The organism is Pseudofrankia coriaricola, assembly GCF_032027725.1.
Classification (GTDB): domain Bacteria; phylum Actinomycetota; class Actinomycetes; order Frankiales; family Frankiaceae; genus Pseudofrankia.
In genome coordinates this window covers 1-21,879 of sequence record NZ_JASNFO010000037.1, presented here as the reverse complement: position 1 = coordinate 21,879, position 21,879 = coordinate 1, and the positions used below count along the sequence as shown (strand labels likewise).

The 21,879-nt window shown below is 71.7% G+C and carries 19 protein-coding genes; 6 read left to right on the top strand and 13 right to left on the bottom strand.

All coding sequences use genetic code 11. The annotated features are described in order from the left end of the window. Window positions 1–83 precede the first annotated feature (83 nt). A complete protein-coding gene (locus QOZ89_RS20300) occupies window positions 84–869 on the bottom strand; it encodes an SDR family NAD(P)-dependent oxidoreductase (protein ID WP_312624559.1) in 786 nt (261 codons plus the stop codon). 82 nt (window positions 870–951) lie between these two features. Between QOZ89_RS20300 and QOZ89_RS20295 the strand changes: the two genes are divergently transcribed. From QOZ89_RS20295 to QOZ89_RS20285, 3 genes are all read left to right on the top strand, one after another. Next, entirely contained in the window at window positions 952–1,761 is an 810-nt protein-coding gene (locus QOZ89_RS20295; protein WP_071053257.1) for an SDR family NAD(P)-dependent oxidoreductase, read from the top strand. A 74-nt stretch (window positions 1,762–1,835) separates the two neighbouring features. Further along, window positions 1,836–3,074: an acyl-CoA dehydrogenase family protein gene (locus QOZ89_RS20290; protein WP_071053189.1), complete on the top strand. Its 1,239-nt coding sequence runs from the start codon at window positions 1,836–1,838 to the stop codon at window positions 3,072–3,074. Then, window positions 3,074–4,141: a phosphotransferase family protein gene (locus tag QOZ89_RS20285; RefSeq protein ID WP_312624557.1), complete on the top strand. Its 1,068-nt coding sequence runs from the start codon at window positions 3,074–3,076 to the stop codon at window positions 4,139–4,141. Before QOZ89_RS20290 ends, QOZ89_RS20285 begins: the two co-directional genes overlap by 1 nt. A 68-nt stretch (window positions 4,142–4,209) precedes the next feature. On the opposite strand, the gene QOZ89_RS20280 is transcribed toward QOZ89_RS20285, so the two are convergent. From QOZ89_RS20280 to QOZ89_RS20265, 4 genes are all read right to left on the bottom strand, one after another. Beyond that, window positions 4,210–5,010, bottom strand: a complete 801-nt coding sequence (locus QOZ89_RS20280) for an SDR family NAD(P)-dependent oxidoreductase (RefSeq protein WP_071053187.1) — start codon at window positions 5,008–5,010, stop codon at window positions 4,210–4,212. 118 nt (window positions 5,011–5,128) lie between these two features. After that, a complete protein-coding gene (locus QOZ89_RS20275) occupies window positions 5,129–6,331 on the bottom strand; it encodes an acyl-CoA dehydrogenase family protein (RefSeq protein WP_071053186.1) in 1,203 nt (400 codons plus the stop codon). A 135-nt stretch (window positions 6,332–6,466) separates the two neighbouring features. Beyond that, window positions 6,467–7,303, bottom strand: a complete 837-nt coding sequence (locus tag QOZ89_RS20270; RefSeq protein WP_198543565.1) for an enoyl-CoA hydratase/isomerase family protein — start codon at window positions 7,301–7,303, stop codon at window positions 6,467–6,469. A 90-nt stretch (window positions 7,304–7,393) separates the two neighbouring features. After that, window positions 7,394–7,966 (bottom strand): TetR/AcrR family transcriptional regulator, encoded by a 573-nt coding sequence (locus QOZ89_RS20265; protein WP_198543564.1) that lies wholly within the window; start codon window positions 7,964–7,966, stop codon window positions 7,394–7,396. A gap of 229 nt (window positions 7,967–8,195) precedes the next feature. Here QOZ89_RS20265 and QOZ89_RS20260 point away from each other — a divergent pair, with 229 nt between their 5' ends. Then, entirely contained in the window at window positions 8,196–8,972 is a 777-nt protein-coding gene (locus QOZ89_RS20260; RefSeq protein WP_071053184.1) for an SDR family NAD(P)-dependent oxidoreductase, read from the top strand. A 65-nt stretch (window positions 8,973–9,037) separates the two neighbouring features. Here QOZ89_RS20260 and QOZ89_RS20255 read toward each other — a convergent pair whose 3' ends face one another. Then, the gene (locus QOZ89_RS20255) at window positions 9,038–9,550 is read right to left on the bottom strand and encodes an amidohydrolase family protein (protein WP_071053183.1); all 513 of its coding nucleotides are present in this window, start codon (window positions 9,548–9,550) and stop codon (window positions 9,038–9,040) included. A gap of 39 nt (window positions 9,551–9,589) precedes the next feature. On the opposite strand from QOZ89_RS20255, the gene QOZ89_RS20250 reads away from it, so the two are divergent. Continuing rightward, window positions 9,590–14,476 (top strand): diguanylate cyclase domain-containing protein, encoded by a 4,887-nt coding sequence (locus QOZ89_RS20250; RefSeq protein WP_312624551.1) that lies wholly within the window; start codon window positions 9,590–9,592, stop codon window positions 14,474–14,476. Between the two features lie 212 nt (window positions 14,477–14,688). Here QOZ89_RS20250 and QOZ89_RS20245 read toward each other — a convergent pair whose 3' ends face one another. After that, window positions 14,689–14,811, bottom strand: coding sequence for a hypothetical protein (locus QOZ89_RS20245; RefSeq protein WP_312624549.1), 123 nt, complete (start codon window positions 14,809–14,811; stop codon window positions 14,689–14,691). A 23-nt stretch (window positions 14,812–14,834) separates the two neighbouring features. Between QOZ89_RS20245 and QOZ89_RS20240 the strand changes: the two genes are divergently transcribed. After that, entirely contained in the window at window positions 14,835–15,836 is a 1,002-nt protein-coding gene (locus QOZ89_RS20240; protein WP_312624547.1) for an alpha/beta hydrolase, read from the top strand. A gap of 38 nt (window positions 15,837–15,874) precedes the next feature. Here QOZ89_RS20240 and QOZ89_RS20235 read toward each other — a convergent pair whose 3' ends face one another. From QOZ89_RS20235 to QOZ89_RS20210, 6 genes are all read right to left on the bottom strand, one after another. Beyond that, window positions 15,875–16,012: a hypothetical protein gene (locus QOZ89_RS20235; protein WP_312624545.1), complete on the bottom strand. Its 138-nt coding sequence runs from the start codon at window positions 16,010–16,012 to the stop codon at window positions 15,875–15,877. A 53-nt stretch (window positions 16,013–16,065) separates the two neighbouring features. Beyond that, window positions 16,066–16,968, bottom strand: coding sequence for an alpha/beta hydrolase (locus QOZ89_RS20230; RefSeq protein WP_312624543.1), 903 nt, complete (start codon window positions 16,966–16,968; stop codon window positions 16,066–16,068). Next, complete coding sequence (locus QOZ89_RS20225) at window positions 16,968–17,117, bottom strand: hypothetical protein (protein WP_312624541.1); 150 nt, start codon at window positions 17,115–17,117, stop codon at window positions 16,968–16,970. Before QOZ89_RS20225 ends, QOZ89_RS20230 begins: the two co-directional genes overlap by 1 nt. A 51-nt stretch (window positions 17,118–17,168) precedes the next feature. Continuing rightward, entirely contained in the window at window positions 17,169–17,963 is a 795-nt protein-coding gene (locus QOZ89_RS20220; RefSeq protein WP_312624539.1) for an SDR family NAD(P)-dependent oxidoreductase, read from the bottom strand. Between the two features lie 94 nt (window positions 17,964–18,057). Further along, the gene (locus tag QOZ89_RS20215) at window positions 18,058–20,481 is read right to left on the bottom strand and encodes a CaiB/BaiF CoA transferase family protein (protein ID WP_312624538.1); all 2,424 of its coding nucleotides are present in this window, start codon (window positions 20,479–20,481) and stop codon (window positions 18,058–18,060) included. A 4-nt stretch (window positions 20,482–20,485) separates the two neighbouring features. After that, window positions 20,486–21,763 (bottom strand): CaiB/BaiF CoA transferase family protein, encoded by a 1,278-nt coding sequence (locus QOZ89_RS20210; RefSeq protein WP_312624537.1) that lies wholly within the window; start codon window positions 21,761–21,763, stop codon window positions 20,486–20,488. Window positions 21,764–21,879: the final 116 nt, after the last annotated feature.

Below are 21,879 nucleotides of genomic sequence, written 5' to 3'. Positions count from 1 at the left end.
CGTGCCGTGGGGCGCCTGGCCGTTCGTCGCCGCCGGGCGGCGGCCAGGAGCGGGACTACCGTCGCCCGCGCCCCGGTATGCCGTCAGAAGGTGAACGGCGACGGTGGTCGCAGGTCGCCGAGGCGGTTGGTCGTGTAGGCGAGCCAACGGTCGTAGTCGTCGGCCTTGTTCCGGAACGACGACCCCACCCGCGGGTTCGGCAGGATAAGGAAGTTCTCGGCCGCCAGGCCCGCGACGGTGATCTCGGCGACCTCCACCGGTGTCTGCACCAGGCCGATCCCCGGATGGTCGGCGCCCTGGACGGTCCTCGTCTCGACCGCCGTCGGGCACAGGCATGACACCCGGATGCCCTTGTCCGAGTAGTTCAGCGCCAGCCACTCCGCGAACCCCAGCGCGGCGTGCTTGGTGACGGTGTAGGCCAGCTCCGACGGCCCGGTGATCAGTGCCGCGGCGGAGAGCGTCTGGAGGAAGTGGCCGCCGCCGCGGCGCAGCATCCGGGGCACCAGGCACTGGGCGGCCCAGACGTGGGCTAGCACGTTGACCCGCCACGACCGGTCCCAGGTCGCCGCGCTGGTCTGCAGGTTGCCGCCCTCCGGCCCGCCGAACACCGCCGGGTTGCCGCAGAACAGGTCCGTCGGTCCGGCGGTCTCCTCGGCCCAATCGATGAACGCCGCCAGCGCCGCCTGGTCACCGACGTCGCAGGGACGCCCGGGGACGCCGAGCGTCTCGGACATCGCCGAGACGGCGTCGGCGTCCAGGTCGCTGACGACCACCGACTGTGCGCCGTGCGCGAGGAACGCTTCGACGAGCCCGCGGCCGATGCCGTGCGCCGCGCCCGTCACCACGATCCGGCTGCTTTCGATTTTCATGGCCGTCTCCGTACAGCTGTGGGACCCGTCCGGACAATCGTCGCAGGTTGTGGCAGAGAATGACAGCATGGCAGACTCCGCCATGTGCGACGCCACTGGTGCGCCGCGAGGGGAGGCGACGGTGGGTCTCGCGGAACTGTTCGACCTGGAAGGCCGGGTCGCGGTGGTGACCGGCGGCAGCCGCGGGATCGGTTACGCCGTTGCCCGCGGCTTCGCGGCGGCCGGGGCCGACGTGGTCATCGCGAGCCGCAAACTGGAGGCCTGCCAGGAGGCCGCCGGGCGGATCGCGAGGGAGAGTGGCCGCCGGGCGGTTCCCATCGGCTGCCACGTCGGGCGCTGGGCGGACTGCGACCGTCTCGTCGACGAGGTCTACGCCGCGTTCGGCCGCTGCGACGTCCTGGTCAACAACGCCGGGATGTCCCCGCTCTACCCGGACCTTCCAAGCGTCACGGAGGACTACTTCGACAAGGTCGTCGGGGTCAACCTCAAAGGGCCGTTCCGGCTCGGTGCGCTCGCGGGCGACCGGATGGCCGCGGCCGGCGGCGGCAGCATCATCAACGTCTCGACGATCGGCTCGCTGCGCCCCGGCGCCGGCGAGCTCGTCTACGCCTGCGCGAAGGCCGGCCTCAACGCGCTGACCATCGGGCTGGCGGAGGCCTACGGGCCGGCGGTGCGCTCGAACGGCATCCTGCCCGGCGGTGTGCTCACGGACATCGCCGACGCCTGGACACCCGAGCGGCGCGAGCAGGCCGCGCACGCCACCACTCTCGGCCGCGCCGGCACGGCCGACGACTTCGTCGGCACCGCCCTGTGGCTCGCCAGCCCCGCCTCTGCCTGGGTCAGCGGCACCCTCATCCGCGTCGACGGCGGCGCGTACCGGCAGACCAGCTGACCGGACCGCCCCGACGGGCGGTCCCGCACCGCCGGCGACCGGCGCGGGCCGGGCCGGCGAAGGGAGAGCAGACCATGGTCGACTTCGCCATTCCCGAGGAGGCCCGGGCCGTGCGCGCCCGGGTCGCGGGCTTCATCGACAGCCACGTCCTGCCGGCCGAGCAGCGGGTCGGCCAGGAGCCCTATTTCGACATCGTCGCCGAGCTGCAGGCCAGGGCCCGCGCCGAGGGGCTGTGGTGCCCGTTCGTCCCCCGGGAATGGGGCGGGATGGGGCTCGGGCCGCTGGCGAACGCCGTGGTCCAGATCGAGGTGGGCCGGTCCTTCAGCTACCTCGCCGCGTGGGCGCTGAACTGCATGGGCCCGCAGGACGCGACCATGATGACCTTGATCGAGCACGGCACGCCGGAGCAGAAGGAGAAGTACCTGCGTCCGCTCGTGGCCGGCGACCTGCGGATCTGCTTCTCGATGACCGAGCGCGCCGCCGGCTCGGACGCGACCGGGATGCGCACCACCGCCGTCCGCGACGGCGACACCTGGGTCCTGGACGGCGAGAAGTGGTTCTCCAGCAACGCGACCATCTCCGACCTCGCGCTGGTGATGGCGCGTACCAGCGACGAGGGGCCCCGCCAGCAGCGGTTCACGACCTTCCTCGTCGAGCTGCCGAACCCGGGCTACCGGATCATCCGGAACATCCCGACCATGGACGAGCCGTTGCGGGCCCGCTTCGGCGACGAGGTGCGCAGCGGCCATGCCGAGGTGGTCATCGACAACCTCGTGGTCGGGCACGAGAACGTGCTCGGCGGTGTCGGCCAGGGGTTCGCGATGGGCCAGCACCGTCTGGGCTACGGGCGGCTGCGCCACGGCATGTGGAGCATCGCGAAGGCGCAGGCCGCGCTCGACCTGGCAGCCGGCCGGGCGCTGGAGCGGGAGACGTTCGGCGAGCCGCTCGCCGACCGCCAGGGTGTCCAGTGGATGCTCGCGGACTGCGCCGAGCAGCTGTACGTCACCCGGCTGATGGTCCTGCACCTCGCCTACAAGATGGAGCGCGGCCTGGACCTGCGCCAGGAGAACTCGATCGCCAAGAACTACATCGCGCACATGCTGCACAACGTCGTCGACACCGCGCTGCAGATCCACGGCTCCCTCGGCTACACGCTCGACACCCCGCTGGCCGAGTGGTACGTCGAGGCCCGCCAGCAGCGGCTCGTCGACGGCCCCGACGAGGTGCACCGCTGGGTGATCGGGCGCCACGTGCTCAAGGCCTTCCGGCACGACGGCACGACGGCCGCCGCGACCGGTGGGGACCTCGTCTGATGGGCACCGGCACGGGCACCGGCGCCGCGGCTGCCGGCGGCGCGCTCGTCGACCTGCCCGCGTTGGAGGGCTGGCTCGAGACGGTGCTGCCGGGCGGCGGCCCGGCGCGGCGGGCCCGCCTCGGCGAGGCGACCGGCATCGCCAACGCGCTGTTCACCGTCGACTGGGGCGGACGGACGCTGGTGCTGCGCAGGGCGCCCGCGGCCCGGATCACGAGCAGCGCCGGCAACACCGTGCGCGAGGCCTGGCTGCTCGCCGCGCTCGCCGACACCCCGGTCCGTCATCCGCGGCTGGTCGCAGCCTGCCCCGACCCGGCGGTGATCGGCGCACCGTTCATCCTTATGGAGCGTGTGGACGGGTTCACCCCGGCCGGGGGCCTCCCCGCACCGTTCGACGCCGACCCCGCCTCCCGCCGCGCCTTCGGCCTGGAGGCCGTCGACGCGCTCGCGGAGCTCGCGCTCGTCAACTGGCGGGCGGTGGGCCTCGAGGGGTTCGGGAAGCCCGACGGGTTCCTCGACCGGCAGGTCGACCGGTGGCTGTGGCAGCTCGGGACCTACCAGGCCCGGCCGCTGCCGGATGCCACCGACAACCTCGCCGCCTGGCTGCGTGCCCACCAGCCGGCGACCGGGCCGATCGCGATCATGCACGGGGACTACAGCCTGTTCAACGTGATGTTCGCGCCCGGCGCCCCGGCACGGCTCGCCGCGATCGTCGACTGGGACACCGCGACGATCGGCGACCCGCTCATGGACCTGGGCCACCTGCTCGCCCGCTGGGACGAGCCCGGCGAGCCGGCGACCTTCCTCGGCTCCAGCGACGTCGCCGACCGGACGGGGCTGGCCGGCCGCGCCGAGCTGGCCGCGCGCTACGCGGAGCGCACCGGCCACTCAGTCGCTGACCTGCGGTTCTATGAGGTGCTGGCGCTGTTCAAGCTCGGCTGCATCATGGAGGGCCACCACGCCCAGGCCGCCCGTACCGGGGACCCGTCGGGTGCCCGGTTCGCCCCGATGGCGCCGGCGATCTTCGCCGACGCGCTCGCGATCGCGCGCGGGGACCGGACGCCCTAGGCCTCCGGTCACGTCGGCGCGGCGGCTGTCACGGGCCCTTGTGGCAGCTGCCGCGCCGCGACGCCGCGTCAGGCATGCGCGGTCGGCGCGGTTGCCGGAACCGGGAGGCCCAGCTCGGTGAGCAGGGGCGACGAGTATGCGATCCGGCCGGTGAGGTCGCTCGCGAGCAGCGCGGCGGCGGCCTCGGCGATCACGGATTCGTCCTCGAGCGGGAAGCCCGCGACGAGGCCGTGCGCGCCGGTCCCCGCGGTCGCGACGTTCTCAAGCGGGGCCAGCGCGTTCACCCGCACCCCATACGGGTGCGCCTCGGCGGCCAGCCCGGTCGTGAAGCGCTCGAGCGCCGCCTTGCACATGCCGTAGACGGTGAAGCCCCGTCGCTGGATCTCCTCGAAGGGCGGCCCGGCGGGATGGACGGCGGCCCGTGACGAGATGTTCAGAATCCGGCCCCGGCCCCTTTCATACATTCCGGGCAGCACGAGCTGGGCCAGCTCGAACGGCGCTCGGACCTGCATCTCGAACATCAGCCGGTAGCGCTTCTCGGAGAAGGCGTCGACGGGCGCGATGTAGGTGATGGCCGCATTGTTGACGAGGATGTCGATCGGTCCCAGCGTCCGCTCGGCCTCCGCGACGGCTCGGCGGCGGTCCTCGGGCCGGGTCACGTCCCCGGGCACCGCTACCGCGATACCCCCCGACAGGCTGACGGCCCGCACCGTGTCCGCCAGGGAGCCAGGCTGACCAGGGGTCGCGGTGGTCGTGCGGGCCATCACGGCCACGGCCGCTCCCTCGGCGGCGATGCGTCGGGCTATGGCCGCGCCTATTCCCCGGCTGGCGCCGGTGACCAGCGCGACGGTGCCCTCGAGTTGGCCCATCTTCCTCTCCCTCGGGATCTTCGTGTCGGCCTTTCCTGACCACGCCGCCGAGCCACGACGTCGCGGGATACCCGCCGACTCGCGGCGCCGGTCGCGACGAAGCCGCGGCCAGCCGACGTCAGGAACGGCGGACGTCGGTCCAGGGGATGCCCTTGTCGACCCGGATCTCGCCGGGAAGCCCGAGCATCTGCTCGCCCAGGATGTTGTGCAGGATCTCGGACGTGCCGCCCTCGATGGTGTTCGCCCGGGCACGCAGGAAGGCCCGCGTCGGACTGCCCTGGTCGCCTGACTGGGCGAGATCGACCTCGCGTGGCTGGTAGGACTCGTGGAGCATGCCTGCGGCGCCGAGCAGGTCGACGGTCAGGTCGGTGGCGCGTTTGTTCAGCCGGGCGGTCATCAGCTTGGCTACCGCCCCTTCCGGGCCGGTAGCGCCACGAGTCATGCCTTCGGTCGCGCGCAGCGTCGTCAGGCGGTTCACCTCGACGTCGACCCGGAGGGCCAGAAGCGCGTCCCGTAGCGCGCTGGCCGTCGGCGAGGTGCGGTCGGCCCGATCCCGCCAGGCCGCCAGCGCCGAGCGCAGCGCCGGCTCGGCGGAGAGCCCCTCGGACAGCATGTACCGCTCGTTGTTCAGCGTGGTGAGGGCGACCGCCCAGCCACCGCCGACCGGGCCGACCCGCAGCCGGTCGGGCAGGTGCACGTCGGTCAGGTACACCTCGTTGAATTCGGCGTCGCCGGTCAGCTGCCGCAGCGGCCGGACGTCGACTCCATGCGCGGTCATGTCGCACAGGAAGTACGTCAGGCCGCGGTGCTTGACGGCCCGTGGGTCGGTGCGGGCGACGAGCATGCCCCAGCGGGCGACGTGCCCCCAGGACGTCCACACCTTCTGCCCGTTCACCACCCAGCCGTCGCCGTCTCGCTCGGCCCGCGTGGCGAGCCCGGCGAGGTCGGAGCCGGCGCCTGGCTCGCTGAAGAGCTGGCACCAGACCTCCTCGCCGGAGAACAGCGGCCGCAGGTAGCGTGCGTGCTGCTCAGGCGAGCCGTGCTGGAGCAGGGTCGGGCCGCCCATGCCGTAGCCAAGCGGATTGCTGTCGAAGCCGATGGGTGCGCCGGCCGCCGACAGCCGGGCGTTGACCCGCGGCTGCAGACCGGGTGAGACACCGAGCCCGCCGAGCTGGACCGGGAACGAGACCCAGGCGAGCCCGGCGTCGAACTGGGCGCCGAGAAAGCCGGTCCGTGTCGCGGCCTCTGGCGGATGTTCGGCGAGGAGCCTGCCGACAGCATCGTCCACGATGCGTATCTCGTCGTCCGAGTCGTTGGTCACGGCGTCCTCCGAGGCGATATCAAGGCCGCAGTCTCAGCGAACTGACCGAGCGGCGCGGATCTCGCGTCCGCCCTTGTCTGTCCGTGGCGCGGTCACGGCCCAGCCGGCCATGCCCGGCAGCCGACCGTGGCAGCGTCAGGGCTGGACCGACGGGAACTGAACCTTGCGGCCGTCGGCCAGCGCGCTCATCGCGGACCGCATGTCGGTGCCGTGAAGAGTGAGCATCTGCAGTGCGGTGGAGAGCTCAAAGATGGGAGCCTGCTGGCGTACCCAGGTATTGAGCGCCTTTTTGGTCCAGCGGGTGGCGTACTGGGCATTGGTGGCGATCCGAGCGGCCACGCCCAGGGCCCGGGCCAGGACCTGGTCATCCGGAACGCAGACGCTTACCAGCCCGAGCCGCTCGGCCTCATGGCCGGTCAGTGTCTCGCCGGTGAGCAGGTAGTAGCGCACCTTGGCAAGACTCATGTACAGGGGCCACAACAGGGCCGCGTGGTCGCCCGCGGCCATGCCGCCGCGTAGATGCCCGTCGTTGAGCTTGGCGCTGGCCCCGACGACGCTGATGTCGGCGGACAGTGCCACCGCCAACCCGGACGCCATCGCCAGTCCATTCACCGCCGAGACGATCGGTTTGCGGCAGCTGATCATGTTGTCGACGAGGGCCGACATCTCGAACATGGACTCGTCAACGCTCGCGCTGGCGGGATTGTCGTCCTGGCCGAACGTGCCGAGTTCGCCGCCTGAGCAGAACGTGGCGCCGGCACCAGTGATCACGGCGACCGTGACGGTCGGGTCGGCGTCCACCTCCCGCCAGATCTGGGCGAGCTCGACGTGCAGCCGTGGATTGACGGCGTTACCGGTCTCCGGGCGGTTGATGGTGATCAGCAGGACGCCGTGGGGGTGCTGATCGAACAGCAGGTGCTCGTAGCGGGCCGCCCATGCGTCGATCGACGCCATCTCGAATGCCTCCGGCATCAGGCGTGGACCTCGCGACCCTCTCGAGTGGCGGCGGTCCCGAGGAACGGGAGATCAATAATTTACAGTGTAAGTAGTTTTGGGGAGATGTCAATCGCGCAGGCCCAGGTGGCTGCGCAGCCCCGCCGTCATGATCTGCAGGCCACGCTCGAACAGGGCGTCCCTGTGCGCGGCCGAGTGGCGGGTCACCGCCGGCGTGAGCTGGGCAAAACTGCCGATCATGAAGGTGAAGAAGAAGGTCACGCCGTCGCGGGCGGCTGCCTCGCCAGCTCCCGCGGCCTGGAACAGGCCCAGCAGCGCCTCCCGCGCCCGCGCCTGGGCCGGGCGCTCGTCGAGGCCGTGCGCCGAGAGCAGCGCGGGGATCCACGGATGCGGAAGCTGAGCGCGCCAGGCGTCGAGGGCGTAACGGCGCAGCTCGGCGTCCCAGGGGTGCGCGTCCGGGTCCGGCGGGCGGATCGGGTCGATCACGCTGTCGACCGTCTTCTCGAGCAGCAGCGCCTTGGTTGGCAGGTAGTTGTAGACGGTCATCGCCGAGACACCGAGTTCGGTGGCGAGCGCCCGCATGCTGAAGTCCTGCGCCCCGGCGCGGTCTAGAACGCGCAACGCCGCCGAGACGATCTCCACCTGGGTCAACGAGGGTGCCGGCCCTCGACGTCCTGGCACGCCCGACTCCCTCCTGTCGACCATCGGCCTCCTGTCGACCATCGGCCCCGCGGCCCCGCCGGGCACGGACGAGGCTAGTGCGCCGGTCCTGAACGGGGGAGTTCGCATACTCGCGGGCGGCCGGCAGAAACCTCTTACAGCGTATATGGTAGTGGGACCGGTAGGGCAACCGCGCCCTACGCCCTCGTCGCCGCGGGCGGCCGGGATGTGTCCGATTGGGGGAGAGAACATGCCGGCCACAGCCGAGTTCGGTCACCGGGTAGCGCTCGTCACGGGCGCGGCCGGTCAGGGCATCGGACGCGCCGTCGCGGCCCGGCTGGTCTCGGGCGGGGCGCACACGGTCGTCGCGGACGTGCACCCGGCACGCATCGAGCGCGTCGTCGCGGAGCTGTCCGCCCAGGCGCCCGAGGGGATCCGGGTGCTGGGCAAGCTGCTGGACGTCGCGGACCTGGCGGCCATCGACACGGTGGCGAAGGAGATCGCCGAGGAGCTGGGCCCGATCCGCGTCCTCGTCAACAACGCCGCCTACAACATCATGGCGCCGATCTGGGACTACCGTCCGCAGGACTGGGCCCGGGTCATGGACACCAACGTCACTGGGCCCTGGTATCTGTCCAAGGTCGCCATGACGCAGATGCGCGCGGCCGGCGGCGGGGTGATCGTCAACATCTCGACGGTCGCGCCGGACTGCGGCGGAATGGGGCTGGAGGGTCCCTACGCCGTCAGCAAGGGCGGCCTGAACGCGCTGACCCGGTCCTGCGCACACGAGGGCGGTCCATACGGGATCCGGGCCAACAACGTCACCATGGGCCTGGTGCTGGGCACCCGGTACGCGGATGTCCACCACCCGGACCTCGTGGCTGAGGCGATCGCCGCGTCGCCGATGAACGCGCTCCCGCACGCGGTCGACATCGCCGAGGCGGTCGCCTTCCTGGCCAGCGACCGGGCCCGCTTCATCACCGGGGAGACCCTGAACGTGGCCGCCGGCCAGTTCATGCGCTACTGACCGCGGCGCGGACGCCGCCCGGCCAGGGGGCGCTCTCCCCATGGCCGGGCGTTCCGCGGAGTTCGTCAGCTCACGGCGGTAGCAACCGGGCCGTGCTGGGCCGCGGGCGTCGTCGCCAGCGTCGTCAGGTCGAAGTCGAACAGGCGCGCGGCGTTCCTGGCAGAGATCGCCAGGCTCTCCGCCGGCGTCGTGCCCTCCAAGGCCCGCGCCAGCCGCGTGCGCGAGTGCGGGTAGGTGCCCTCGACGTGGATGAAGTCGCTGCCGAAGGCGATCGTCTCGACACCGATCCGCTCGCGGAGCGCGACGTCGGCCTTCGACAACGGGCCCGCCGCGAAGCAGCTGGCCTTCCACTGTTCGGTCGGCGTCATGGTCAGCCGGTGCGACGGGTGGTCGACGGTGCCGTGGAAGAACATGTCGCAGGAGTCGAGGATCCGCGGAATCCACTGGCAGCCGGTCTCGATCCAGCCGAAGCGGATGTTCGGGAACCGCTCCGGGACACCGGCCAGCAGCAGCAGGTGTGTCCGGTCCGTCCAATTGCCGGGGCGTGGTCTGGGCAGAACCCGGGAGAGTGCGGGCACGCGAGACGAGCTCGGCGTGGCGTGGTGTGGGGCTGATAGATGGACGAGCAGGCAACGGCGTCGGTCCGGGATCCGTTGCTGGCTGCGCGGGTGACGGTGCTCCATGAGACGGAGCGGACCCGGGTCGTTCGGCTGACGTTCCCGGGTGGAAGTGTGATCCGGAAGGAGCCGCTGGGGCCCGGCGCGCGGCGGCGGCTGCGGCATGAGGTGGAGATCCTCGGTCAGCTGTCCGGTGACGAGGGAGTCACGCAGCTGGCGACCGGGCTGCCGTCGTCTTCGGACTCGATCCTGCTGGCCGATGTCGGCGGTGCGGCGCTGTCCGAGCGGACTACTCCGCTGGATGCGGGCGAGCTGGTCGGACTGGCCGGGTTGCTGGGGCGGGCGATGGCGGAGATGCACCGGCGGGGGGTGGTGCATCGGGACGTCAATCCGGCGAACATCGTGATGACTGGTGGCGGAGATGCGCCATGTCTGGTCGATTTCTCGCTGGCCACGACGTTCGCGGTGGTTCAGCCGGAATTCGTAAATTACAGCGAGATCGTCGGAACGGTGCCGTATTTGGCGCCGGAGCAGACTGGCCGGACTGGTCGTCAAGTCGACCAGCGGGCCGATCTGTACGCGCTCGGGGCGACGTTGTACGAGCTGGCCACCGGGGCGCCGCCGTTCGGTGCCGGTGATCCTGTTCAGGTCATTCATGACCATCTGACGCGGGTGCCGGCGCCGCCGTCGGCCGTAAACCCGGCGGTGCCGGCCGGCCTGTCGGCGATCATCATGCATCTGCTGGAGAAGGAGCCGGACGATCGCTACCAGAGCGCCGACGGGCTGGTACACGATCTTACCCTGGTACGTCGTGGCGTCGTCTTGGTGCATCCCGGCGAGCACGATTTCCCCGCACGACCGCTGACACCATCCCGGTTGGCCGGGCGTGGCCGGGAGATCGGCGAGCTGGGCGCGGCGTTCGCCGAGGCGATGGAGGGCCGCTGCCGCGGGCTGCTCGTCTGCGGTGCACCGGGGGTGGGCAAGACGGCACTGGTCAACGAACTGCGGCCGATAGTGGCCGGTGTCGACGGCTGGTTCGTGGCGGGCAAGTACGACCAGTATCGCCGTGACCAGGAGTATGACGGCGGCTGGCAGGCGTTTCGGGCGCTTGGCCGGCTGTTGCTGGCCGAGCCCGAGGACTACCTGGCCGAGGTGCGGGAGCGGATACTGCGGGCGTTGGGACCGAGCGCCGGGCTGGCGACCGCCGTCGTGCCGGAGCTGGCGACTCTGCTGAAGGTCCCCCCAGATCCGGGCGATCCGATGACCCTGCAGGTGCGAGCGCAGCGCAACGGCGTCGAGGTCCTGCGCGCCGTCGCCTCCCGGAAACGACCGGTGGTGTTCTTCGTTGACGACCTGCAGTGGGCCGGGCGGACACCGCTGGGCTTCTTCGATCTGATCCTCAGCGGCGCCGAACAGGTCGAGGGACTGCTGCTGGTCGGCGCCTACCGGGAGGACGAGGTCGACCCGGCCCATCCGATGACGCCGATGCTCGCCCGCTGGCAGCGCCAGCCGGTCGGTCCGCGCGTCTTGCGGCTCGGCAACCTGGCCCCGGACGGCCAGGCGGCCATGGTGGCCGACCTGCTACGCGGCGCGCCTGAGGCCGCCGTGGAGCTGACGCGGATGATCGCGCCGTCGACCGGGGGTAATCCGTATGACACGCAGGAGCTGCTGAACTCCCTGCGCCACGACGGTCTGCTCGTCCCTCGCGACGGCGGGTGGCGATGGGATCGGGCGGTGCTGGGTCGCCGGCTCGGGCGGGTGGATGTGGCCGGGATGCTGGCCGCTCGGGTGGCCGGGCTACCGTCGGCGACCAGGCAGATGTTGGCGGTGATGGCGTGTCTGGCGGGCCGGGTGGAGCTGGACCTGTTGGAGATCGCGACGGGGCTGGCCGCGGAGGAGGTCGAGCACCGGCTGGCCCCGGCGTTCGCCGTCGGCCTGCTGGTGCTCGAGCCCGGTGGCGGGCAGGGGGTGCGGTTCCACCACGACCGCACGTGGGAGTCCGTGCTGGGCGCCCTCAGCCCGCGGCGGCAGCGTGCCCTGCGACGGCGGCTGGCCCGGCGGCTTGCGAGGCGATCGAAGTACTTCGCGGTCGCGGCCGAGCAGTACCTGCACGTGGTCGAGGCCGTGCGGGACGACGCCGAGCGGCGGCTGGTGGCCGGGCTGTTCCAGCAGGCCGCCGAGCAGGCGCGGCTGCTGAGCAACCATCCGCTGGTGGAGCGGTTCCTGACCGCGGCGGTGCCGCTGGTCGACCCGACCGACGCCGACCAGCTGATCGAGGTCCGCACCGGCCGGCACGCCGCCCTGTACAGCCTGGGCCGGTTGGAGGAGGCGGACGAGGAGTACGGGAACGTCAGCCGGCTGTGCACCCGCCCGGCGCAGCGCACGGCGGCCACCGTGCTGCAGGTGATCAGCCTGACCAACCGGGGCCGCCCCGACGAGGCGGTCCGGCTCGGCTTGGACCAGCTGCGCGAGGTCGGTTTCGCCGTGCCGGACCGGGAGCATCTCGACGCGGAGATCGACCGCAAGCTCGACGTGGTCTACCGGTGGGTCGACCAGACCAGCGCAGCCGACGACCTGCGCCGGCCGGAGGCCATCGACCGTTCGCGACGTGGCGCCATCAAGCTCGTCAACCGGCTCATCCCCGCGGCGTTCCTCTGCGACCGGCCGATGATGGCCTGGCTGACCGCGACGGCGCTGGAGATGTGGGCGCGGGACGGACCGGATCCCGCCCTGATTGGCCCGATCAGCCACGCCTCCGTCGTGACCATGGCACTCAGGCAGGACTACCGCACCGGGTACCGCATAATGCGGCGCCTCCTCGAGGTCGGTCACGCACGCGGCTACGAACCGGACATATGGCAGATGCAGTCGCTCTATGCGGTGTTTACGGGCCACTGGTTCGACCCGCTCGAGGACAATCTGTCCGCCGCGCGTCGTGCACTGGAGGGCCTGCTCCAGGGTGGCGACCTGCAGTACGCCTGCTGGACCCATTGCGTGCTGCTCCCGGACCTGCTTGACGGCGCGCCGTCGCTGGACGTCTCCGTCGCCGATGCCGACGAGGCGATGGCTATCGCCACACGAACCGGCAACGGACACGCCGAAGAGGTGTTCCGGAGCTGGCGCCAGCTGGCGAGGGTGCTGCGTGGCGAGGCCGTCGGCCAGGCGGCCGACGAGGCGGCCGAGCAGGGCCTGCTGACCGCCAACCCGCTCGCCGCCGCCAACCTGCACCTCACCCGGGCGATCGCCGCCGCCATCTTCGATCATCCGGCCGGGCTGGCCCGGCACACAGTGGCGGTGATGCGGTTGTTGCCGGCCCTCGATGCGACCTACCTGATCGCGGTCGCGCGCGTGCTACGGGCTCTGGCCCTGGCCGGGCAGGCCCGGATGACGGAAGCGGGCCGGCGCGGGGCCGTGCTGGCCGAGCTGGACGAGGTGGTCGACTGGCTGGCGGCCCGCGCGGCCGACGCGCCGGTCAACTTCCTGCACCTGTTACGCCTGGTCGAGGCCGAACGGGCCTGGGCCACCGGTGAGTTCCGCGAGGCCGCCTACGCCTTCGACCTGGCGCAGCGCGAGGCCGCCACTCGGTCGCGCCCCTGGCACCGGGCACTGATCCTGGAACGCGCCGCACGGTTCCACCTTGCCCAGGGGATGGAGGAAACCGGCCGCATGCTGCTGGCCGCCGCCCGCCACCAGTACGCCGACTGGGGCGCCACCGCCAAGGTCAGCCAGCTCGACTGGGCCTACCCGACGCTGGCGGCGCGAGCACCAGCCCAACCCACGTCCGGCAGCACCGCCGTCAGCACCGGCACCATCGACCTGCTCGGCGTCGTCGCCGCCTCCCAGGCACTGAGCTCCGAGACCAGCATCGAGGGCCTGCGCGCCAAAGTCGTGGGAATCCTGTCCGAGATGACCGGCGCCACCGGCGTCCACCTCCTCCTTCGCGACCAGGCCGACCACGAGGGCGGCTGGCTGGTACCCACCGACGACGGCACCATCCCGCTGCGCGAGGCCGGCCTGCGCCGTCTGCTGCCACCCTCGGTCGTCTGGTACACCGAACGCACCCACGAACCCACCGTCATCGCCGACGCCACCCGCGACGACCGGTTCGCCCGCGACCCCTACCTCACCAGCCTCGACCGCTGCTCCCTACTCGCCATCCCCGTCACGATCCGCGGCGAACTCAAAGCCATGCTCCTCCTCGAGAACCGAATGATCCGCGGCGCGTTCGCCACCAACCGCCTCGAGCCGATCATGCTGATCGCCGGGCAGCTCGCCGTCTCCCTCGACCACGCCCAGGTCTACACATCCCTGGAACGCAAGGTCGCCGAACGCACCGGCCAACTCGCCGCCGCCAACCAACGCCTGGAACAACTGTCCATCACCGACCCCCTCACCGGACTGGCCAACCGACGACGCCTCGAACAAATCCTCCACACCGAATGGCACCAGGCCTGCCATGAGCACACCCCCCTCGCCGTCGCCATGACCGACATCGACTATTTCAAGCGCTACAACGACCACTACGGCCACACCAGCGGCGACCGCTGCCTCCAACTCGTCGCCACCTGCCTGGCCACCAACATCGACGACACCCACCTCGCCGCCCGCTACGGCGGTGAGGAATTCGCCATCGTCATGCCCCACACCGACAACGGCACCGCCGCCCACATCGCCCGACACCTACGCGCCGCCGTCGCCGCACTCGCCGAACCCCACCCCTTCGGCATCGACCACATCGTCACCCTCAGCATCGGCGTCGCCGCCGCCATCCCGACCCCCGACACGCAGCCACAAAGCCTCATCGACCGCGCCGACGTCGAGCTTTACCGGGCCAAGCGCGCCGGACGCGACCGCGTCGAAGTAGCACACCCACACCCGGTCACCTAGCCAATTGGCAGCCAGCTTGTCGCTCCCTGATTGCCCCGCCGCGCGCGGCGGGGCCGCGCCCATGAGCTGACAGCTTCGTGTGGCCTCGCGTGCTGTGGCAGTGAGGGCGGTGTCCCGACATGCACTGGCGAATATTCAATTATATTACTAATCTATCTCTAAAGAGGTCGTCTGTCGGGTGAGGGGACCGCGCCGGTCGGCCCTACCGGCGCTCACCGAGCGCCGAGGACGGCGACGTCGACGGCGAAGACCGTGAGCCCACTTCCAGGACTCGGGACGCGGTAGACCGCGACGTGCTCCGCGTCGCGGACCCCCCAGGGGATCTCGTCGGCCACCCATGACGAGGAGGCGAAGGTCGATGCGTAGGTACACCGTGACCGTGCCCGTGACTGGCGTGACGGAGTTGCCGGGAGAGCTGTGGACGGCCGCCACCGTCTGTCTGCCTGACCGGCTCCCCGAGTCGGCGACCGTGTTATTCGGGTTCCCGGGAGGCGGCTTTGGCCGCGGCTACTTCGACATCCGGACGCTTCCGGGGTACAGCCAGGCTGAACACCGCGTGGCGGCCGGTTTCGTCTTCGTCGCCTGTGACCATCTGTTCGTCGGTGACAGCGGCCAGCCGAGCGATCCTCTGGCGCTCACCTACGAGAACCTGGCCGCTGCCAACCATGCCACGGTCCAGGAGATCGTCGCTCGGCTGTCCGCCGGCACCCTGACAGCCCAGATCGGGCCGGTCCGCGTCGCGAGGACCGTGGGAATGGGACAGTCGATGGGCGGCTGCCTGCTCACCGTGCAGCAGGCGAACCACCGGACCTTCGACGGCGTCGCGTTTCTCGGCTGGAGTGGGATCTACACCAACTTCCCGGCTCCTGAGGGCGGCCGTGTCACCCTTCCCGTGCCCGTCCGCGGCACGGACCTGCGCCCTATAGCCGACAAGGTGCTCGGCGTGGTGGCTCCCGACGAGGATCAGTACAGGTTCTGTTTCCACTGGCCCGACGAGGAGCCGGCGCTCGTGGAGGCGGACCTGGCCTCCTACCGCCCCTTCTCCGGTGTCGTGCGCGGCGACGACGGGACGCCGTGGGGAAGCATGACTGTGCCGCCGTGTGCGGTCACGATGATGACCGAGGGCGCCGTCAGCGCCGAAGCCGCGGCCATCGAGGTGCCGGTGCTCATCGCCAGCGGAGAGCGCGACGTGGTCCCCTACCCCTGGGCGGAGCCGTCCGCCTACCGGTCCTCGTCGGACGTCTCGCTTCTGGTCGTTCCTCGGATGGGGCACATGCACAACTTCGCGCGCACCCGCGAGCGGCTGTGGGAGCGCATCGCCGAGTTCGCCCGCGGCATTCCGGCGGCGCGGGCGTCGTAGCGCGGCCGCGGGCGGTGCGTCACCGCGTGGGTCTGTCCTCATCGCCGGGGCCGGCCGTCGCGGAACGCGTGGATGGCCGTGGTGATGTCCTGGTTGTAGCCGGCGAGGACCTGGGTGCGATTCTCCAACACGAGCGCGTGCTCCAGGCTTGGCGCGTCGGTCCCGAGCCGGAGCATCTCCTTGGTCAGACGGATGCCGAACGGCGCGTTCGTGGTGATCTACTCCAGTGTCACCAGGCCTCCAGCGCGGGCCTGTTCTCGCGGGCGCGCAGGAGGCAGCGTTCGGCGAAGGCGAGCACGGCGAGGTGATAGGCGCGGGCGGCCCAGCCCAGGCTGATGTTGTGGCCCGCGCCGGGCTGGCGGGTGGTGTCCACGGACGGCGCCGCCGTGAACGCCGCGGCGATCGCGGCGAGCTCGGCGTCGTCGCATACCCACCAGTTCTCGTGGTTGGCGAACGTGAGCCGGACCGGGACGCGGACCGCGGCGGCGACCGCGTCGAACTGGTCCGGCCAGGTGGAGGCCTCCCGGTTCTCCGTGTCCGGTACCTCCTCGATGAGACCGCGGCCGGGGCGGAACGTTCCCGGCGGATAGAGCTTGGGCGGCCCCCAGAACAGCAGGACCGCCTCCTGTCGGCTCAGCTGGCGGGTGCCCTGCGTGACGTGCGGGGTCCGCTCGGCCCGGTAGCGGCGCCCGGCGCCGGAGCCGTCGAGCCCGAGTAGCTCGCCGCCGCGCGGGTGCGCGCCGAGGTGGATCGCGAGCTTCAGCCCGTAGGAGTGGCCGCACGCCACGTACCCGGTGCCCACGTCGTGGGACGCCGCGAACGCGTCCAGTGCGTGGAACACCAGGTCGGCCTGGGCCCGCAGCACGGACAACTCGGGTGCGAGCCCGGTCGAGGCGCCGTAGCCGGGCCGGTCCAGCGCGAGCACGTTCCAGCCCGCGGCGGCGCCCAGCGTGAGCAGCGACAGCTCGGGCAGCGCGCCGCCGTGGAAGTAGGTCGCGTTCATGCCTCCGCCGTGGAGCGCGACTACCGTGCCGCGCGGCGGCCCGTCGGGCACGGCCAGCAGGCCGGACAGGTCGCACGGCCCCGCGTCGAGCAGGACGGGCCGCGCTGTGAGCGGCGGGAATCCCGCCACTACTTGATGGAGGAGCCGAGGTGGACCCCGAAAACCTGGCCCGTCACGTAGCGGGCCTCGTCGGAGGCGAGGAACAGCAGCGTGTGCGACCTGCCCTGATCTCGCGCCGCCCCGGTGATGACGGCGACCTTTCCCTTGACACGACCCATATCTGCGCTCCTTCCAGCTGCTGTGTCTGGACTGGTCGAGTCGCCGGCTGGTCAGCCGGCGGCGGGTTCCCTGACCCGCAGGCGGGTGTACATCCGGCGAAGACCGGCGAGCCACCTGTCGTGGTCGGCGCCCCGGCGCGCCGCGTAGGTCGCGACCTCGGGGTGGGTGAGGACGAGGAACCGGCCCTCGTGGAGCTGCGCGAGCGCGCGGGCCGCGGCCTCGTCCGCGTCGATCAGGGTGGTGGCCCCGAACCGGTCGGCGGGGTCCGCGCCGGCCGCGGCGGACGCCGTCATGCCGGTGCGCATGCCGAGCGGGCAGATGCAGGAGACCTGGATCCCCCGGTCGGCGTAGGTGAGCGCGAGATGCTCGGCGAGCGCGACCTGCGCGTGCTTGGTCACGACATAGGCGGCGGTGCCGGGCTGGTTGGTCAGCCCGACCGCCGAGGCCGTCGAGACGAGCCAGCCGCATCCTCGTTCCAGCATCGAGGGGAGCACCGCGCGCGCGGCGTACAGGTTCGACATGACGTGCACCCGCCACTCGCGATCCCAGCAGTCGTCGCCGGTGAACACGTCCGAGGGCCCGACGACCCCGGCGTTGGAGATCATGACCTCGACCGGCCCACGCCACCGGCCGGCCTCGTCCACCGCCCTTTGGACCTCCTCCTCGACGCTCACGTCCGCCTCGACGGCGAGCCCGCCGACCTCGGCGGCCACCTCGCGTGCTCGGTCCCCGTGCAGGTCCACGGCGACGACGTGAGCGCCCTCGGCGGCGAGGCCGCGGCACAGGGCGGCGCCGAAGCCGCTGCCGCCGCCCGTGACGACGGCGACCTCTCCCGTGAGCTGCATGGGTGACCTCCGTCGAGCGAGCGAAGTGGGGTGCGGATGAGGGGCGTGGTCGGCGACATGTGCGGCGACCCAGGGGACCTTGGGACCCCGTCGTCTATTGCATGCCGCGGTTGCGGCCGCCAGCGTCTGGTTCGGTGCCGATGACGCCGTCGGCTTCGAGGGTTTTGATCTGTTCGTCGGTGAGACCGAGCAGGTCACGCAGGATCTCGGTGTTGTGCTGGCCGAGCAGGGGCGCGGAGGTGCGGTTGTACATAGCGGGACCGCTGGCCAGGCGGGCGGGGTAGGCCTGCAGCAGATGGCCGCCGGTGATGGGGCGCTCCACGCTTTCGTAGAACTTGCGGGCCAGCAGCGGTTCGAGCCTCGCCGGCTCGTGCTGGAGCAGCACCGGCGCGGCCGGCACACCGGCCACGGCGAGCGTCGCGACCGCTTCGTCGGAGGTACGGGCCGCGGCCCAGGTCGCCAGATGGTTGTCGAGGAGGTCGTGGGCGGCGCGGCGGCCTTCCCTGGTGTCGAGCGCCGGGTCATCCGCCCAGGTCGGACAGCCGAGGGCGCCCTTGAGTGCCTCCCACTGCCCGTCGGTCGCGACTGAGATCATCATCCAGCGGTCGAGGTCGCCGGTCGGCAGCCGATCAGAGGTGCGGTACGCCCCCTGCGGGGCCGCGTACGGGCTTCTGTTGCCCTCGCGGGACAGCAGGGCGCCGTAGGCGGAGTATTCGATGACCTGTTCGGCGGCGATGTTGAGTGCACTGAAGATCATGGAGCTTTCGAGGTGCATGCCAAGGCCGGTGCGGCGGCGGTGTTCGAGAGCGAGCAGCAAGGCCAGCAGGGTGTGGCCGCCGGCGGTCGGGTCCATCGGGCCGTTCGGGATCTCCGGGGGCTCGTCCGGCCAGCCGGTCATCCACGCCAGGCCGGAGGCCATCTCCATCGTCTGCGCGTAGCCGCCGCGGTCGCGCCAGGGTCCGGTGAGGCCGTAGGCGGGCGCGCGAACGTAGATGATGTCGTCCTTGACGCCGCGGAGCTTGTCGTAGGTCATGCCCCAGCCGTCCATGACCCGCGGGCTGTAGTTCTCGATGACGACGTCGGCGTGCGCGACCAGCCGCAGAGCCAGCTCCCGGCCGCGCTCCGAGCCCATGTTCACGGTGAGGTCGCGCTTGCCGGCGTTGGGGCCGATGTACTGCGGAGCCCATTCCCACCAGCCCGGCTCGCCGATCTGCCTGAGGGTGTTGAACCGGAGGGCGTCGGGGCGCTGGATGGACTCGACGTGGATGACGTCGGCGCCGAACATCGCCAGCACGTTCCCGACGATCGGGCCGGCCCAGTTCATGGTGAAGTCCAGGACCCGCAGCCCCTCGAACGGCAGCCGCCCGGCCGCCTGGCCGCGCGGCACCGCCGACACCTCGGGTAGGCGGGGCTTCGCCGACCGGTAGCGATCGTTGTGCTCGCCCAGCCGCGGGGCCTGGGTGAACGGCCTGCGGGCGGCGCCGGCCGACAGGGTGTAGGACACGTCCGGCTGGGTGAAGCCTCGGCGTGGGTTTGCCAGGAAGCCGTGGCGTTCGACGAAGTGGTCGAAGCCGACCACGGTGTCGCCCCGGCCGACCGGCGAGGCGGGAACCCGTAAGGCGTCCGCGAGGTCGAGGATCTCCTCCGTCGTGTGCCGCGCCGCCCAGGCGTCGATCGCGGCCGTGAGCTCGGCCGACCGGCTGGCGCGGACATGGAACCGGATCAGCGACTCGTCGTCCATCCAGTCCGGCTGTTCGGCGAGCGCGCAGAAGTCGAGCCACTGCTGGCCGGTGACGACCATGAAGCCGACGTAGCCGTCCTTGGTGCGGTGGATCGCCGGCAGGTTGCGGCTCCTGTTCGGTCGCATCGGGGTACCCGCGATCGACGCCCACGTGACCGAGTACATCGTCGTGGTCAGGATGGCGGCTTCCAGCTGCGAGACGTCGACCAGGTCGCCGTCCCCTGTGGACAGCGCCCGCCACCTGGCCGTCAGCGCGCCGATCGCGGCGATCATCCCCGACGTCCACTCGACCAGCTGGCCGCCCTGCGCCACGGGCGGCCGGGCCCGGCTGCCGCGGGTCATCGGCGCGCCGGCCAGGGCCTGCAGCACCGCGTCGGTCGCCGGCCGGTCGGCCCACGGGGAGTCCAGACCCCACGGGGTGATGCTGACGACGACCGCGTGGGGGTGGTCGCGGCGCAGCGCGTGCGGGTCGTGGGCGCCGCCCGGCCCGACCACGACGATGTCCGCGCTGGACAGCAGGCTGTCCAGCAGGTCGGCGTCGCCTGGAAGGCTGACCACCACGCTGGTCTTCGACGATGCGAGGAACTGGAACAGCGCGCCGTCGTCGCCGGCGGCGATCGTGGCGCCGCTCGCGCTCCAGCCCCGTAGCCAGTCGCCGCCGGGCCGCTCGACCTTCACCACCTCGGCGCCGCCGTCCGCGAGCAGCTTGGTGGCGTAGGCCCCGGCGATGCCCTCGGTCAGGTCGACGACCCGGACGCCCTCCAATGGCGCGGACATCACGTCACCCCCTCCGCGCCGCCGTGGCGCCGGTCAGCGGTCCGGCCTCCGTCACGAGGCCCTGGTCCCGTAGCTGGTCGATCTCGGGGTCGGACAGGCCAGCCTCGCGCAGCACCTGCCGCGTGTGCTCGCCGGCGGCCGGCGCCGGGATGCGCACCTCGTAGGGCTGGCCCGCGATGACGGCCGGGCTGCCGACACAGGTGAACGGCCCGGCGACCGGGTGCTCGGTGTCGACCAGGATCTGGCGGCCGCGGATGTTCGGGTCGGCGGCCATCTCGGCGACGCCCTGATTCGCCGGGCCGAGCGTGATGTCGTGCGCCGCGGCGAGCGCCACCCAGTCGGCCAGGTCGCGGGTCAGGAACACCTCGGCGAGCCGGTGGCGCAGCTCGGGGGTGCCGAAGTCGACCGCGCCGCCGTCGGTGGGGGAGGCCTCGGCGAGCAGGTCCTCGCGGCCGACGGCCTGGCAGAAGTTCCGCCAGAACCGCGGCTCGATGGCGGCCAACAGCACCACGTGACCGTCGCGGGTCTCGTAGAAGTTGTAGCGGGCGCCGGTCATCTCGCCGCCGACCATGTCGGGCATGCCGGCGCGGTCGGTGATCCGTGCGTCGTTGAGCGCCAGGTCGACGGGGAAGTAGGCCGACAGCACGGCCGCGTCGCAGGCGGCGACATCGATGTTCGCCCCTTCGCCGGTCGCGCGGGCGCGCACCAGGGCGGCGCAGGCGTAGAGCGCGGCCTGCATCGCGGCGATCACGGTCGCCTCGCCGGCCAGCTCGGTGCCGGTACCGGTCGGCTCCTGACGGTGCAGCAGACCGTCGTCGCCGCGGGCCCGCAGGTGGGAGCCCGCGATGGCGCCCATCATCATCCCGTGTGCCGGGATGCGGGCATAGGGGCCGTTCGCGCCGAACGCCGTGCAGGACACGTAGACGATCCGCGGGTTGTGGGTGCGCATCGCCTCGTAGCCGATCCCGAGCCGGTCGAGCACTCCGGGCCGGTTGCCGTCGACGAAGATCTCCGCGCCTTCGACGAGCCGCCAGAACACCTCCCGGCCGGCCTCGGCGCGCACGTCGAGGGCGACCGAGCGCTTGTTCTTGTTCACCTGCAGGTGCGGGACGCTGTACCCGGGCGCGATCTGGCCGAGGAAGTGGCGCAGGTAGTCGCCGTTCGGCGGTGCCTCGATCTTGACGACGTCGGCGCCGAGGTCGCCGAGGAACATGCCCAGGGTGCCGCCGTTGAGCAGCTGCGCGGACTCGAGCACCCGCACGCCTTCGAGCAGCCTGATCATCAGTCTCTTTCTGTTCCGTCGTTCCGGCTGTACGGCTGGTCGGACGACCGCCGTGGGGCGGCCCCGGCCCCGGGGGCCGGGGGCCGGCGGGGCCGCGCGCGCGCCAGGGCCGGGGG

Bases quoted from the DNA above. Each gene is read 5' to 3' on its own strand.
- QOZ89_RS20300 (WP_312624559.1), bottom strand. From the start codon at position 869: ATGAAAATCGAAAGCAGCCGGATCGTGGTGACGGGCGCGGCGCACGGC.
- QOZ89_RS20295 (WP_071053257.1), top strand. From the start codon at position 952: ATGTGCGACGCCACTGGTGCGCCGCGAGGGGAGGCGACGGTGGGTCTC.
- QOZ89_RS20290 (WP_071053189.1), top strand. From the start codon at position 1,836: ATGGTCGACTTCGCCATTCCCGAGGAGGCCCGGGCCGTGCGCGCCCGG.
- QOZ89_RS20285 (WP_312624557.1), top strand. From the start codon at position 3,074: ATGGGCACCGGCACGGGCACCGGCGCCGCGGCTGCCGGCGGCGCGCTC.
- QOZ89_RS20280 (WP_071053187.1), bottom strand. From the start codon at position 5,010: ATGGGCCAACTCGAGGGCACCGTCGCGCTGGTCACCGGCGCCAGCCGG.
- QOZ89_RS20270 (WP_198543565.1), bottom strand. From the start codon at position 7,303: ATGCCGGAGGCATTCGAGATGGCGTCGATCGACGCATGGGCGGCCCGC.
- QOZ89_RS20260 (WP_071053184.1), top strand. From the start codon at position 8,196: ATGCCGGCCACAGCCGAGTTCGGTCACCGGGTAGCGCTCGTCACGGGC.
- QOZ89_RS20250 (WP_312624551.1), top strand. From the start codon at position 9,590: ATGGACGAGCAGGCAACGGCGTCGGTCCGGGATCCGTTGCTGGCTGCG.
- QOZ89_RS20240 (WP_312624547.1), top strand. From the start codon at position 14,835: ATGCGTAGGTACACCGTGACCGTGCCCGTGACTGGCGTGACGGAGTTG.
- QOZ89_RS20235 (WP_312624545.1), bottom strand. From the start codon at position 16,012: ATGCTCCGGCTCGGGACCGACGCGCCAAGCCTGGAGCACGCGCTCGTG.
- QOZ89_RS20225 (WP_312624541.1), bottom strand. From the start codon at position 17,117: ATGGGTCGTGTCAAGGGAAAGGTCGCCGTCATCACCGGGGCGGCGCGA.
- QOZ89_RS20220 (WP_312624539.1), bottom strand. From the start codon at position 17,963: ATGCAGCTCACGGGAGAGGTCGCCGTCGTCACGGGCGGCGGCAGCGGC.
- QOZ89_RS20215 (WP_312624538.1), bottom strand. From the start codon at position 20,481: ATGTCCGCGCCATTGGAGGGCGTCCGGGTCGTCGACCTGACCGAGGGC.
- QOZ89_RS20210 (WP_312624537.1), bottom strand. From the start codon at position 21,763: ATGATCAGGCTGCTCGAAGGCGTGCGGGTGCTCGAGTCCGCGCAGCTG.